We start from the raw sequence: 12,566 nt of genomic DNA on the forward strand, positions 1-12,566 counted from the left end.
GAGCTAAAACTTAAAAAGGGTTTACTCAAACATTTCAAACATGGCGGAAAAGGAAGTCAGTCCGTTGTTATTCTTCATAGCTTGGGCGATGTTTTCAGCGATGCTTTACCTGTACGCCCACTACATAAAGCTTGCAACAAAGGAGTCGAGGCACATCGTGATCTTAGCTTCGATATTAACCGGAGGCGTTATGGCGTACATAATACTCTACAAGTAATTCCCGAACACCCGTTAGGGAAACACTTAAGTTCTATTGAGTAGTAACAATTATTGTTATGATGGAGCACAAAAAGCTGCTCGTTGGAGATATGAATAAAGCTGTTGCATCCCTCTTAGCCAGAGCTTATGCCGCTGAATACTTCGAAGCGAATTTGCTTTCAGAAGCTTTGCTTTACGTCCACGACGATGAAGTCTGGAACGATGTTTTCTCGCTAATTAAAGACAACGAGCTCCATAGAACGATAATAGAGGAAATCGTCGAAGTACTCGGCTTCGATATTAAAGATTTTAGAGAGTACTCAAAGATGTTCACGGAGTGCAAAATAAACTTCTCAGGAGACTTCTTGAGCGAAATGTTCAGCGAAATATTAAACTACGAGATTTGGGCTGAAAAATTCTACAAACACTTGGCGAAATTAGTTTCAGCAGTGCCCTTAGATGTGGAAAAGGAAAAAGTGGAAATCGTAAAGAACACGCTTGAAATGCTATCGGAATGGGAGAGAAGACATACGGAAGTTGCGAGAAAATACATACAATAAAGATATAAAAATTGAGAAAACTTACATCAATCCTAAAGCTTGCAGCTCTTCGGAAATCTTCTCAACAGCCCTCTTAGCGTCCTCTGGCTTTTTGCCCCCAGTTATAACCATCTTACCCGAACCGAAGATTAAAACAACAACCCTCGGGTCCTTCAATCTGTAAACGAGTCCGGGGAATTGTTCAGGCTCGTACTCTATATTCTCCAATCCCAACCCAACGGCTATAGCGTTTAGGTTCAAATCGACTCCGAGATCCGCAGAAGCTACTATGTTCTGCACTCTCACATCTGGATCGTCGTACACTTCGATGCCAAGGGACTTTATTATGTTAACCACTTGCTTCACAGCCCTTCTTGCATCTTCGACACTTTTAGAGCCGGTGCAAACAACCTTACCGCTCCTGAAAACCAAAGCCGCCGCTTTCGGATCCTTCGTCCTCAAAACCAATCCCGGGAACTGTTTTGGCTTGTATTCCGCATCTTTTATCTCCCTTGCGATTTTGTTCAGATCTATGTTCTCCCCAATCTGCGTAGAAGCGACGACATTCTCGATTTTTATTTTGTAATCTTTCATAGTTGTAACCCCCAATCAAAAACTTTTTAAATAATATAAATACCTTGCCCCGACGGTAAAGTTTGCTTCTTACGAGCACCTACGAAAATTCCGTCAATAGTCGAAGGAAGTTAGAAAAGCGGTTAAAAAAATCGAAACTACTTATTTTCTTGGAACCAGTTAACAAGAATCTCGAACTGCTTGTGAGTGTTAACCTCATTCGTGTCCATGGGACTCTTGAAGAAGAAGCCCAGCTCTTTGATAACACCGTACATTCCCTTCTTCTTCGCGAATATTAGAAATCGAGCTATGTCTATGATGAGGGGAGCTGCAACGATGGCATCGATAGCATCCCAAATGAAGTAGAACTTCATGAGTTTGCCCATGAATCCTTTGAAGTGGATGAAGTCGAAAGCCGTTTTGTTGTCCACAAGGGAGGGGAAGTACTCTATCTGGGTTATGCTGTAGGGAGAGTAACCGAAAATTTTCTCGAGAACCTTGTCCTTGCTTATAACCTTGCTCTCCTTGTTTTCCTTGAAGCTCAGAACGAGACCATCCAAGTCCCCAAGAATGTTGTAGCTCATCCATCCAACTACTTCAAGGTTTCTGTAGGCGAACATAGGAGCGAGGGTTGTTTTTACGAGAGTTTCCCCTGTTTTTCCGTCGTTTCCAGCGTGAGGAACTTTATTTTCGATAGCAAGCTCTTTTAAAGCTGGAATGTTCGTTCCAACGCTGGGGGTGAAGTTCCCGTAGGGTAAGCGGTTTTTCAAAGCAGCATAAGCGTAAAGCATGCTTGCAGAAGCGTACTCCTTTTTATCTTCCTCTATCATTTTCTCGAATCCATCTAAGGAGCCGTGGTACTTCTCCTCGTACCTTATCATCGGTTCAGTTGAAGCTGTGTTTATAACGACAGTTTCTTCGTCGGCAAAGCTTTTCATGTCTTTCGACAGCTGATCTACTATCTCCCCAAGAGTTTTGTTCTCATCTTCAAGCGTTTCAAGTTCTCCCAAGGCTTTAACCCCTTCTCCACAGTTTATAGCCGTACCTTTCTTTGCGACGATTTTTTCTAAGTCCTCTCTTACAGCTTCGAGTATGTCTTTGTCAAAGTGTTTGTTCGCTTCCCAGTGCTCCAAAAGCGCCTCGTAAGCGTTGCTCTTCGGTCTTATCTCATGTCCACCAAAGTCAATTTTCAAAGGAGCGTATTTGTCTATTCCTTCAAACTGAGGCAGTTCCGAAACTAATCCAGTTTTGTCGATTATCTCTTTTTCTATGGCTTTCTGACCGGCCATGGCAGTTGTAGAAACTATTCCGTAAGCACCGATCAACCAAATTTTCATAAGCATCACCCCGCTAAGCCAAGTCAATCCGTCAGAATTTTAGGCAAAATAATTTTGAAGCGGCAGTGTTAAAAATTTTTCTGTGTCCGAATGGTTAAAAAAACACGTTAAATCCATCGAAAATAAAGAAGAAGTTCTTATCGACGTTAAATTTTTCGACGAACTTCTTAAAAGGCTTGGAAAGATTATGGCGGAATTCTACAAAGGTAATTACGAAAGTGGAATTGACGAGTTGTCAAAACTCGGGGAGGAAATCTACAGTTACTACAAAACGTTGATTGACGATAAAGAGAACGTTAATGGTTAAATTTAAATACCCGAGTATTAAATTAAATTTATGGATGAAATAGCACGAAAATTTGCAGAGCACATAGCTGGAGATATCGTCCTCTCAGAAAATCCCGGAAACTGCATAAAAAAGTGGAGAAACATTTTTGAGATATCCCAGAGGGAGCTTGCGGAAAAGCTCGGAATAACAGCTTCTGTCATAAGCGACTACGAAAGCGACAGGAGGAAATCTCCGGGAGTTACTTTTGTGAAAAAGATCGTCAACGCTCTGATAGAGATCGACAAAGAGAGAGGCTGGAGGACTCTGAGCAAGTACAGAGACCTCCTCGGAATGAAAATCGATGCGATAATAGACATAAACGAGTACTCAAGGAGCGTTTCCTCTGCGGAAATTGCGGAGGTTTTAAACGGAGAGCTGATAATAAATTTCAACAGGAAAGCAAACGGATACACGGTTATAGATAGCATAAAAGCCATCTTAACTATGACGTCCTACGACTTCTACCGCCTTTTCGGATTAACGAGCGAAAGAGCTCTCGTTTTCACTCAAGTCACGACCGGAAGGTCGCCGATGGTTGCGATAAAGGTTGGGAATCTGAAACCCTCCGTCGTGGTTTTGCAAGGGTTGAACAGCCACAAGCTCGATGAGATAGCGAGAAAAATAGCGGAAATTGAAAAAATAGACGTCATCCTCACGGAGATGCCAGTATCACTAATCGTTGATAAGCTCAAGAGACTCGGGGGTGAGTGAATTGGTCGGAATAGTGTCCTACGGGACTTACATTCCCGCTTATAGAATAAAAGCGGAAGAGATAGCAAGAATTTGGGGGGAAAATGCTGAAAGTATAAAAAGCGGTTTGGGGGTTTACGAAAAAGCCGTTGCGGATATCGACGAAGATACAGCCACTATTTCGGTTGAAGCATCAAGGGAGGCTTTAAAAAGATGCGGAATACCCTCCGAAGAGATCAAAGCAGTTTTTGTCGGATCCGAAAGTCATCCTTATGCGGTAAAACCGACAGCTACGATAGTTGCGGAGGCTATAGGAGCTAACAGATTCTGCTATGCCGCAGATTTAGAGTTCGCTTGTAAAGCCGGAACTGCCGGAATGCAGATTTGCGTGGCGATGGTTAAAGCCGGGATGATAAAGTATGGACTCGCGGTAGGAGCAGACACAAGTCAAAGTTCTCCCGGAGATGCACTCGAATATTCGGCAGCTTCTGGAGGTGCCGCTTTCATAATAGGAGAAAACGAGACAATAGCGGAAGTTAAGGACACCCTAAGCTTCACGACCGACACTCCAGATTTTTGGAGAAGAGAAGGAATGCCCTATCCAAGTCACGGAGGTAGGTTTACCGGAGAGCCAGCCTACTTCAGGCACGTTTACACGGCTGCGAAAGAGATTATGAAAAGAAACAACCTCTCACCTGAAGATTTCAGCTATGCAGTATTCCACATGCCGAACGGGAAGTTCCCAACGAGAGTTGCGAGAATGCTCGGATTCAACTCGGAACAGATAGAGCAAGGACTTGTCGTCAGAAGAATCGGAAATACGTATTCCGGATCTTCCCTCCTCGGATTCTCGGCTGTGCTTGACGTTGCGAAACCGGGAGAGAGAATACTTCTGACCTCTTTCGGAAGCGGCGCCGGTAGTGATGCTTTCATCTTTGAAGTCACCGAAAACATCGAAAGCTATCCGAGGGAGCCGAAAGTTTGGGAGAAGATTGAGAGAGCGAGATACATAGACTACGGACTTTACGCAAAGCTGAGAAAGAAGATTAGGATGGTGTGAAGATGAGGAGAGTTGCCGTTGTTGGAATCGGACAGAGCAGGTTTGGTGAGCTGTGGGAGAAAAGTTTCAGAGACATAGTGATCGAAGCGGGAGTCGAGGCGTTGGAGGATGCAAACATTTCCGGAGAGGAAATAGAAGCGATTTACGTTGGAAACATGAGCGGAGGGAGGTATTTAGCTCAGGAGCACATAGGAGCGCTTATAGCAGATTACTCCGGACTGGCTGAGCTTGGGATTCCTTCTGTAAGAGTGGAAGCTGCCGACGCAAGCGGCGGGGTTGCGTTCAGAGAGGCTTATCTCGCCGTAGCTTCCGGGCTTTACGACGTCGCTATTGCTGCTGGAGCGGAGAAAGTTACGGACGTTGGTGCGGAGCTTGCGATAGACATCATGTCTTCTTCAGCGGACAGAGAGTGGGAGTACTTCGTTGGAGCCACCCTTCCGGCTCTGTATGCGCTCATAGCAAGAGTTCACATGAAAGAGTTCGGAACGAAAGAAGAGGACATGGCTCTCGTGAGCGTAAAAAACCATAAAAATGCTGTAAAAAATCCTAAAGCCCAGTTTAGAAGAGAAATTAGTGTCGACGACGTTTTGAGATCCCCCTACATAGCGGAGCCGATAAAAGTTCTCGACTCTGCTCCGATAAGCGATGGGGCTGCGGTGGTTATATTGGCGAGTGAGGAAATCGCTAAAAAGCTCACTGACACGCCAGTTTACGTTTCAGCTGTTACTCAGGCAAGCGATTACCTATCTCTCCAAAGCAGGAAAGATTTGGCGAGTTTTAAAGCCGTTAAAATGGCGGCGAAAAAAGCCTACAAGCTTGCAAAAATTGAAGCGAAAGATGTTGACGTCGCTGAGGTGCACGACAGCTTTACCATAGCGGAAATAATAGCTTACGAGGACTTAGGATTCTGCGAAAAAGGAGAGGGAGCTAAGATGATAAGAGAAGGTGAGACAGAAGTTGGAGGAAGAATACCGGTGAACGTTTCCGGAGGACTGAAAGCTTGCGGTCATGCAACCGGAGCAACTGGAGTTAGGCAGATAGTCGATCTCGTTAGAATTTTGAGGGACGGTATTGTTGACGCTGAAACGGGCTTGGCTCTGAACTTAGGAGGAACTGGCGCAACGGCAGTAGTTTCAATTTTGAGGAGGTGAAATCTTGCTTCCGAGATTTTGGAGGAAGATAAAGTACAGATATCGGCTCGTGGGAAGCTACTGCGAGAACTGCGGAGAGTACTACCACCCCCCAAGAAACCTCTGTCCGAAGTGCAGAAGAAAGGGTTCGATAAAAGAGGTGCCGCTCGGAAGTGAAGGGACGATTTTAAGCTACACGGTCGTTCACGACGCTCCAGATGACTTCAAGCTTCAAAAACCCTACGTTGTCGGCTTGGTCAAACTCGACTGCGGAGCAGTGGTAACTGCCCAAATTTGCTGCAAGCCAGAGGAAGTTGAAATAGGAAGAAGGGTTAGAGCCGTTTTCAGGAAGTACTCGGAAGAGGGGGAGGACGGAATAATCTACTACGGAACTAAATTTGAGCTAATCTAAATTATTTTTTTAGTAGCTGTGCACAACTCTGTAGTGATCAGGTCTCGGACAGTAGAGCTCTCCCCTCTCCCTCATCTTGTACAAAAGTTCCCTTGCCTTTGCTTTATCTATTCCCCTCTTCTCAGCTTCTTCAAGAATTTCCTTTTCAGGCACTCCTTTCTCGAACTCTTTCTCTAAATCTTCGACTATCTTCTTTATCGTGAGAATTCTGTCTCTCTGGCTTTTCGATGTGCCGCTGAAGGCGTAATCAATATCTATTTCTCCGGTTTCTGGATCTATGGCTATCTGCTCCAGACTCCTCTTCGTTATCCTAATGACCCTCTCCACATCCTCAGCCGTTATCTTGTCGCTCAACCTTATTCTTGCAGACGCTTCAGCAAGCCTTATCAAAGCTTCAAGTTGCCTCGCTGTTATAGGAACGGGGGAGTTCTCCTTTATTCTGCCCCTCATGCTGAGATAGAACTCTATTATCTTCTGCTTAGCCTCCTCCGTTAGAACCGGAAACACCGTCCTCTTCGCATAGGCTATGTACTTCCTCAAAAGCTCCGGCTCTATTAATGGCTTAACTTTTTCAGATTCGACTTCCAACGCTTCTTTGCTCAAGCCCGAAGCAACAACGTTCTTGAATTTCGCAAGCTTTTCTCCAAGCTCGTGGGTTTCGAGGATGTGTTTGGCTAAAGCTGCATCCCTCTCCTCGTCTGGATCGTCGGTCATCACGAAAATCAAATCAAACCTTGAAAGTAGGGTTGGTGACAGATCAATCTGTTCGGCTATTGGAGTGTACTTATCGAACCTCCCGTACTTTGGATTTGCAGCTCCAAGCAAAGCGCATCTTGCCTTCAGCGTCGCGTTTATTCCGGCTTTAGCAACGCTTATCGTTTGCTGCTCCATAGCTTCATGCAAAGCCGATCTATCCTCGTTCCTCATCTTGTCGATTTCGTCTACAAGAGCTATACCCTTATCAGCTAAAACTAAAGCTCCGGCTTCAAGCGTCCATCTTCCGTCAACTTCGTCTCTCACTGCCGTAGCTGTTAATCCCGCAGTTGTGGTACCTTTTCCCGTCGTATAAACGCTTCTGGGAGCTATTCTGTGAACATATCTGAGCAGCTGCGATTTAGCAACACCCGGGTCTCCGACAAGAAGAATGTGAATGTCTCCTCTTATCTCCGTCCCATCCGGAAGTCTCTTCGGCACGCCACCAAAAAGCTGCAAGGCTATCGCAAGCTTTATGTCCTCGTATCCGTAAATCGACGGGGCTATGCTTCTAACGATTTTATCGTATATGTTCGGGTCCTCGCTCAGCTCAAGTATCTTCTTCTTATCCTCCTCGGTAATTTCAAATTCCTCATATTCCTGCTGGAGAACTTCAACCGAATTCCCGTAAATCTGAAGATCCATGTGAACGAGTTTCTTTCCGGACCCTCTCGGAACAGCTTTGACTATTCCGTTTATTATAACCCTATCCCCGGGATTTACCTCTCCAGCAATATCCTCCTCAAGCAGAACGTCAATTATTTGGGGTTGTTCCCCTCCCCTAAGATTTTCAGGATATTCCTGAATTTTTACCCTCTGACTGTCAACGGAAACGCTTTTCTCAGGAATAAGTAAAAATCTACCTTTTGAATGACAAGCCCTACACTCGGAGGGGGGTTTTATTACGTTCTCCTCCTGATCGACCAACAATTCCTTACCGCAGTTCGTGCAGATAAACAGAGCTTTAACTATCCTCGGTCTGACTTCGGTAACTTTTCGAACTATCCCCTCTATCGAAACAAACTTGGATATGTGCTCGGCTCTCAAATCTCTTATGAGGATTCTTCGCGATGCAGGAAGATTTACGAACCTGACTTTGCAGCCCTCCAAGCTAACGTCGTATATGTTTTCAGCCGAAGCCAATCCCTGCTCAGCGTGAGAGATAACTACTTCCGGATTCTCGAAAAGCTCTTCCGCGAGCTTTCCTTCCCGGAAAATTAAAAGGTCCCTCGTTACGTCAACGTAAATGCTTCCCCTAACTCCGCTAAGCTTCTTTCCAGCGAGTTTGTTAATCTCATCTCTATAGTACGTTTCGAAAAACTCCCTCCAAACTCCCGGACTGCTGAACATTTTTATCACCACTATAGCAAGTGAGGAGTTAAGTACGTTTTGGTCTTCAAAACTCTAAAATTTATTCTCCACCAAACCATTACTCAGCGTGAATGCTGCAATTTCCCAATCATTAACTGCTTGTCTGAAAGAGGGGAAGGAAGATAGATTAACGCTTCTTTCGCACCTCCTAAAAATTTCCGAGCTTTCAGTCTATTACCATCAAAACCTGCCCAGTCTCTACCCTCTCACCTTCCCTAACCCTTATCTCCTTCACAACTCCGTCTTTTGGCGACACAATTTCGTTCTCCATTTTCATAGCTTCAAGTATCAGTAGGGGATCTCCAAGTTTCACCTTCTCCCCCTCCGAAACGAGCAGCTTAACGACAGTTCCGGGAATTGTTGCAGTCACAGCATTGCCGCTGCTCTGAATCTTCCCTATCTCCCTCTTAGTTTCGTGAAATTCGTGGATCAACACATGCTTAACTTCTGGAAGCTCGAACTTTTTGCTCTCAAGCTCCACCTCAACGACCTTCCCGGCAACTTCAACTTTAAACTTATTAGCCGAAATTCTTTCGACATTTGCAACAAGCTCTCTTCCATCCACTTTTACTTTGTATACGCCCATGAAATCACCTTGCCGAGAAATACTCTATCTGCACAACTTCTCCCTCCACCTCTCCAAGCAACTCTTTCTTTCTCACCGCAACGATTCTCCCAATTCCCCTCGGTTTAAGCTTTAGTCTCACGGCAGTCATTTCGCTTTCTTCGACAAATCCCTCCTTGGCGAAGACTATCGAGTGGGAATGTATTTCCTTCCCAACAACCTCGGCTATCAAACCGACTATTCCTTTATCAAGCTCGTAAAACCTTGCCGGTGTTAAGAGAACACAGTCCCCTACCTCGGCTTTAATTGCTATCGAAACGTTGTGAGCACTTCTAAGCTCTATCGTTCTCGTGTATCCAGAGATTATGTCATCTATAACTCTTCTCGATATCCCGGTTAGAATCCAGCACCTCATCCTATCACCCGTACATCGGAAGTTCTTCCTTCTTTAATTCATGAGCCTTCGTCTGTTCGGCAAGCTTTTGCATTTGAGCCTCTATCATCTCAGCCTCCTTCTCAAGCCTCTCCACGCTTATGTCCCAGTCGAACAGCTTGTTCATAACTCTAATTACTTCAGCAGCGGCTCTGGGGTCTGGGTTGAATCCCACTGTCTCTCCGAGCAAAGCTATGCCATCAACATTTCTCGCAACGCATTCAACGAGTATACTGCCGGCAACACCACTTATTGTCCCCATCCTGAAAATTTCAACGTAATTCTTTATTTCCTCAAGCAACTCCTTTTTCGTTGCAGCTCCAAAAACTCTTTTGCTTTCTTCAAACGTCGCTATTCCAGCTAAAGTCAAGATTCTGCTTGCATTTATTTCTTGCGCCCAGTCGAGAATTGCTGCACTTATGTCGTAGGAAAGTTGAGGAACTACTGGAATGTCGGAGTGAATCAAAACGAAATTGTAATCCTTGTGCTCGTAAACCCTAATTGGGGGCATGACTATGCCTTCGTATAGAGTTGCAACGGGAGGAAGGTACCTTGACTCAAGAACGCCGACTTGCTCCAATTTCAATTCAAGGATCATGTGACCGCTTGCTATCGTCCCCACAAGACCTATTCCCGGAAAGCTCGTTATTAGGAGGGGTTTTTCAACTTCCAGCTTTTCCACTATGATTTCGCTTTCAACCTCCATGAACAAACCTCATGAAAAGAGATATTTATCTTTTGTCAGATGTTCGAGCATGAGGGAGTACAAGTTCAAAAGAGGTTACAAAGCCACAACGGAAAGGCTTGAAGAGATGCTGAAAAAACACTTCGGGGAATTTAAGAAAGACGGAGACAAGTACATCGTGAGTTTCGGGGCTATGGAAGAAATGGTAGCATGGATCGAGAACAAAAAACTCTACGTCGAGACGAAAACGAACAAAAACGTTCCCGACGATGTAGCCCTCGAAACTATAAAAAAGTACAACAAATTCCTTGAAGATTTGACGGGATATACAGCTAAAGAAAGAAGAAAGCACATGATGAAAGAGGTTGAAGAGGGTTAATTTTTTCATTGGTTTATTATTTATTGACTAACATCAATTAAAGTAAAGCTTAAGAAGATTCAGATTTTACAAAATTTCATGAGACTAACATTGTTAATAGCTTTAATTCTTCCTCTACTACTGCTCGGCTGTTCGGAAAAGAAGGAAGCTGAAGAAGAAGTAAAGTTGAAAATGTACGATGTGAGGTACAAAAGCTTTGAAAGTCAAAAAGAGGTTTTGCTCGAAAAATATCAAAGCGCGCCACTCGTTAATGAACTGACGTTCAATAATTATCGAGTATCCGTAGAGGTCGTAGCGGAAGGTAAAAGAGTCGAGTACGGTGGAAAAGTTTACTCAGCCGAGTTCGGCAAGTACAATCCTTCAGGTGAAAAAGGAGAAAAATTCATAAAGATTAGCGACGCCAATGTGCTTATTCTAAGGGTCAAGTTCGAAAAAAGCGATGAATCCGGCGTAGCTCCTCCCCAAGTCAACGTCAGGACAAACCTCTTCTTTATACTCTTCGGCGTACCAATCCCCGGATATAAAGAGGTTACACTGACTAAAGTCGAGCCGAGGATTGCTTTCGAAGATGGTTTCGTTGCTCCTTGGAACTTCGCCCTTGAAAGCGACAAAGCCTGCGGCTTTGACACGAACACGAGCGTTGAAAGCTATACGAGCCTGTGTCTCTTCACGTATCCATCAGATAAAGTTCCAAAAGAGGTAGTCATATCGATCTTTCCTTCAGGAAAGCTCGTTAAGGCAGCTTTCCAAGGCTTGGGTTATCCAATAGCGAGAATCCCACTTCAATAATTTTCTTAAAATGGTCGTTAAAAATTGCAAAGTTATGCTGCCTTCATGGATAACGTTTATAAGCATCTTGGATGTACTGTCAGCAACATCCAAAAAAGATTAAAATCTTGGAGAATCAGTAAAATAAAGAGCCGCTACGAGAAGGGCCCGTAGCCTAGCTAGGATAAGGCGGCAGCCTCCTAAGCTGCAGATCGCGGGTTCAAATCCCGCCGGGCCCGCTAACTTTTATTGACAGCTTTGCGTTCTCTTAGCTTCGTTTCAACGAAATCGCTAAAGGTTGGAGACGATTTACATCTCTTTCGAGAACGCTTTTAATTACGATCAGTGTTAATTCCCTTCAGCTTCGACATATCCTCCACTTCAGATTCCAAAGCGACAAATTACTTCATAATGCCGAACTCCTTCGAAGTCTCGTCAAAAGAGTGTAGTTCAAGCTTTCACAAGTTTTCAAGTTAAAATTAAACTATTTTCTGCAATCTCTGAGGATGCTAAAATCGCGGAAGAAGAACTACGATAGTTCTCAAAATGCAAATCTCAGATGACAGTAGCTAACTTTAACGCCAACATTTTAAGTACGTGAGAAAGAATTACCGACCATGGCAGAGCTAATTTGGTGTTGGAAAAAGAAATTCAAAATTCCGATTTACATGTGTGAGAGGTTCAACTGCAAGTACCATTTGATAAATGGTGGAATCTGTTCTCCGGAAGCCGAGATTAAAAAGCTTGAGAAATGAGTGTTCTTATTTCGGAACTAACACAATAGAAAAATTAATACATGTTATTCTACTGTTATGTCTTCATGAGCTTTCTATTAGTGTCGTTAGTGTTACTGGTTGTGTCTGTAATAGGACTACTCGTTTTAAATTCCTACAATCACGAAAAAGTTTCCCTCCTTAATCAGTACTGGAACGCCCTTTCGTTGGGAATAGGTATTCTACTGCTCTTCATCGGATTGATCTACCTACTTATTTTCATCGGACTCGTTGTAGGTAAATTCTCCATCACGTTGCCGCATTTGATTGCCGTCGCGGTTTTGTACGTTCCCGCAGCAATAGTTTTACTCGTTTGGCTCCTCTTAAAGATAGGATTCGAAATCACACCTACAGAAAAATTTCTCAACATCCTTACGTATATCGCCGTTTCCTGGGTTCTCATGGAACATATTGAGATTACGATTAAGCCCACGCTCACCTACGCAGAATTCGGGATAATTTCCTTAATCGTTTCTATCATGATATTCGCTGCCGCAATCTCAATTTTCAGGTACAGAAGCCGCATGAAAGTCCACCTACTCCTTCCAATCGATTTGCATCCGCTGCTGAAC

Annotated in this window: 17 protein-coding genes and 1 tRNA gene; 12 read left to right on the forward strand and 6 right to left on the reverse strand. The window is 44.1% G+C overall.

All coding sequences use genetic code 11. The features are described 5' to 3' along the window. Positions 1–40: 40 nt before the first annotated feature. Both F7C14_RS08130 and F7C14_RS08135 read left to right on the forward strand, forming a co-directional pair. Positions 41–217 carry a hypothetical protein gene (locus F7C14_RS08130; RefSeq protein ID WP_290901695.1) on the forward strand — a complete coding sequence of 59 codons (177 nt, stop codon included), beginning with the start codon at positions 41–43 and terminating at the stop codon, positions 215–217. A gap of 58 nt (positions 218–275) precedes the next feature. After that, positions 276–758 (forward strand): hypothetical protein, encoded by a 483-nt coding sequence (locus tag F7C14_RS08135; protein ID WP_290901696.1) that lies wholly within the window; start codon positions 276–278, stop codon positions 756–758. 21 nt (positions 759–779) lie between these two features. Here the strand turns inward: F7C14_RS08135 and F7C14_RS08140 are convergent, their stop codons facing one another. Both F7C14_RS08140 and F7C14_RS08145 read right to left on the reverse strand, forming a co-directional pair. Then, positions 780–1,331 carry a TATA-box-binding protein gene (locus F7C14_RS08140; RefSeq protein WP_290901697.1) on the reverse strand — a complete coding sequence of 184 codons (552 nt, stop codon included), beginning with the start codon at positions 1,329–1,331 and terminating at the stop codon, positions 780–782. A gap of 137 nt (positions 1,332–1,468) precedes the next feature. Continuing rightward, on the reverse strand, positions 1,469–2,647 hold the full coding sequence (locus F7C14_RS08145; protein ID WP_290901699.1) for an inositol-3-phosphate synthase: 1,179 nt from the start codon (positions 2,645–2,647) through the stop codon (positions 1,469–1,471). Between the two features lie 82 nt (positions 2,648–2,729). Here F7C14_RS08145 and F7C14_RS08150 point away from each other — a divergent pair, with 82 nt between their 5' ends. Genes F7C14_RS08150 through F7C14_RS08170 form a run of 5 tightly spaced genes read left to right on the forward strand, consistent with a single transcriptional unit; the run spans position 2,730 to position 6,267 of the window. Further along, positions 2,730–2,954, forward strand: a complete 225-nt coding sequence (locus tag F7C14_RS08150) for a hypothetical protein (protein WP_290901700.1) — start codon at positions 2,730–2,732, stop codon at positions 2,952–2,954. Positions 2,955–2,984: 30 nt separating this feature from the next. Further along, positions 2,985–3,686, forward strand: a complete 702-nt coding sequence (locus tag F7C14_RS08155) for a helix-turn-helix domain-containing protein (RefSeq protein ID WP_290901701.1) — start codon at positions 2,985–2,987, stop codon at positions 3,684–3,686. A gap of 1 nt (position 3,687) precedes the next feature. Next, positions 3,688–4,725, forward strand: coding sequence for a hydroxymethylglutaryl-CoA synthase (locus tag F7C14_RS08160; RefSeq protein WP_290901702.1), 1,038 nt, complete (start codon positions 3,688–3,690; stop codon positions 4,723–4,725). A 2-nt stretch (positions 4,726–4,727) separates the two neighbouring features. Next, on the forward strand, positions 4,728–5,876 hold the full coding sequence (locus F7C14_RS08165; protein ID WP_290901703.1) for a thiolase domain-containing protein: 1,149 nt from the start codon (positions 4,728–4,730) through the stop codon (positions 5,874–5,876). A gap of 4 nt (positions 5,877–5,880) precedes the next feature. Further along, complete coding sequence (locus tag F7C14_RS08170) at positions 5,881–6,267, forward strand: Zn-ribbon domain-containing OB-fold protein (RefSeq protein ID WP_290901704.1); 387 nt, start codon at positions 5,881–5,883, stop codon at positions 6,265–6,267. Between the two features lie 9 nt (positions 6,268–6,276). Here the strand turns inward: F7C14_RS08170 and F7C14_RS08175 are convergent, their stop codons facing one another. The 4 genes from F7C14_RS08175 to F7C14_RS08190 all read right to left on the reverse strand — a co-directional run bounded on the left by F7C14_RS08175 (position 6,277) and on the right by F7C14_RS08190 (position 10,095). Then, positions 6,277–8,370 carry a minichromosome maintenance protein MCM gene (locus tag F7C14_RS08175; protein ID WP_290901705.1) on the reverse strand — a complete coding sequence of 698 codons (2,094 nt, stop codon included), beginning with the start codon at positions 8,368–8,370 and terminating at the stop codon, positions 6,277–6,279. Between the two features lie 187 nt (positions 8,371–8,557). Further along, positions 8,558–8,977 carry a biotin/lipoyl-containing protein gene (locus tag F7C14_RS08180; protein WP_290901706.1) on the reverse strand — a complete coding sequence of 140 codons (420 nt, stop codon included), beginning with the start codon at positions 8,975–8,977 and terminating at the stop codon, positions 8,558–8,560. A gap of 4 nt (positions 8,978–8,981) precedes the next feature. Further along, positions 8,982–9,371: a DUF473 domain-containing protein gene (locus F7C14_RS08185; protein ID WP_290901707.1), complete on the reverse strand. Its 390-nt coding sequence runs from the start codon at positions 9,369–9,371 to the stop codon at positions 8,982–8,984. Positions 9,372–9,375: 4 nt separating this feature from the next. After that, positions 9,376–10,095 carry a proteasome assembly chaperone family protein gene (locus F7C14_RS08190; protein WP_290901708.1) on the reverse strand — a complete coding sequence of 240 codons (720 nt, stop codon included), beginning with the start codon at positions 10,093–10,095 and terminating at the stop codon, positions 9,376–9,378. A gap of 49 nt (positions 10,096–10,144) precedes the next feature. Here F7C14_RS08190 and F7C14_RS08195 point away from each other — a divergent pair, with 49 nt between their 5' ends. From F7C14_RS08195 to F7C14_RS08215, 5 genes are all read left to right on the forward strand, one after another. Beyond that, the gene (locus F7C14_RS08195; RefSeq protein ID WP_290901709.1) at positions 10,145–10,453 is read left to right on the forward strand and encodes a DUF5611 family protein; all 309 of its coding nucleotides are present in this window, start codon (positions 10,145–10,147) and stop codon (positions 10,451–10,453) included. A 78-nt stretch (positions 10,454–10,531) separates the two neighbouring features. Then, positions 10,532–11,242, forward strand: a complete 711-nt coding sequence (locus F7C14_RS08200; protein ID WP_290901710.1) for a hypothetical protein — start codon at positions 10,532–10,534, stop codon at positions 11,240–11,242. A gap of 143 nt (positions 11,243–11,385) precedes the next feature. Further along, a tRNA-Arg gene (locus F7C14_RS08205) sits at positions 11,386–11,460 on the forward strand. A 378-nt stretch (positions 11,461–11,838) separates the two neighbouring features. Beyond that, the gene (locus tag F7C14_RS08210; RefSeq protein WP_290901711.1) at positions 11,839–11,976 is read left to right on the forward strand and encodes a hypothetical protein; all 138 of its coding nucleotides are present in this window, start codon (positions 11,839–11,841) and stop codon (positions 11,974–11,976) included. A 101-nt stretch (positions 11,977–12,077) separates the two neighbouring features. Beyond that, positions 12,078–12,566 (forward strand): hypothetical protein (locus F7C14_RS08215; RefSeq protein ID WP_290901713.1); only part of this gene is annotated, 489 nt, incomplete at its 3' end.

It is taken from the genome of Ferroglobus sp., assembly GCF_015521575.1.
GTDB lineage: Archaea > Halobacteriota > Archaeoglobi > Archaeoglobales > Archaeoglobaceae > Ferroglobus.

What these genes read in the sequence shown, in the direction of transcription:
- F7C14_RS08130 (WP_290901695.1), top strand. Translation starts at nt 41, where the DNA reads ATGGCGGAAAAGGAAGTCAGTCCGTTGTTATTCTTCATAGCTTGGGCG.
- F7C14_RS08175 (WP_290901705.1), bottom strand. Translation starts at nt 8,370, where the DNA reads ATGTTCAGCAGTCCGGGAGTTTGGAGGGAGTTTTTCGAAACGTACTAT.
- F7C14_RS08140 (WP_290901697.1), bottom strand. Translation starts at nt 1,331, where the DNA reads ATGAAAGATTACAAAATAAAAATCGAGAATGTCGTCGCTTCTACGCAG.
- F7C14_RS08145 (WP_290901699.1), bottom strand. Translation starts at nt 2,647, where the DNA reads ATGAAAATTTGGTTGATCGGTGCTTACGGAATAGTTTCTACAACTGCC.
- F7C14_RS08165 (WP_290901703.1), top strand. Translation starts at nt 4,728, where the DNA reads ATGAGGAGAGTTGCCGTTGTTGGAATCGGACAGAGCAGGTTTGGTGAG.
- F7C14_RS08195 (WP_290901709.1), top strand. Translation starts at nt 10,145, where the DNA reads ATGAGGGAGTACAAGTTCAAAAGAGGTTACAAAGCCACAACGGAAAGG.
- F7C14_RS08185 (WP_290901707.1), bottom strand. Translation starts at nt 9,371, where the DNA reads ATGAGGTGCTGGATTCTAACCGGGATATCGAGAAGAGTTATAGATGAC.
- F7C14_RS08135 (WP_290901696.1), top strand. Translation starts at nt 276, where the DNA reads ATGATGGAGCACAAAAAGCTGCTCGTTGGAGATATGAATAAAGCTGTT.
- F7C14_RS08200 (WP_290901710.1), top strand. Translation starts at nt 10,532, where the DNA reads ATGAGACTAACATTGTTAATAGCTTTAATTCTTCCTCTACTACTGCTC.
- F7C14_RS08155 (WP_290901701.1), top strand. Translation starts at nt 2,985, where the DNA reads ATGGATGAAATAGCACGAAAATTTGCAGAGCACATAGCTGGAGATATC.
- F7C14_RS08180 (WP_290901706.1), bottom strand. Translation starts at nt 8,977, where the DNA reads ATGGGCGTATACAAAGTAAAAGTGGATGGAAGAGAGCTTGTTGCAAAT.
- F7C14_RS08210 (WP_290901711.1), top strand. Translation starts at nt 11,839, where the DNA reads ATGGCAGAGCTAATTTGGTGTTGGAAAAAGAAATTCAAAATTCCGATT.
- F7C14_RS08190 (WP_290901708.1), bottom strand. Translation starts at nt 10,095, where the DNA reads ATGGAGGTTGAAAGCGAAATCATAGTGGAAAAGCTGGAAGTTGAAAAA.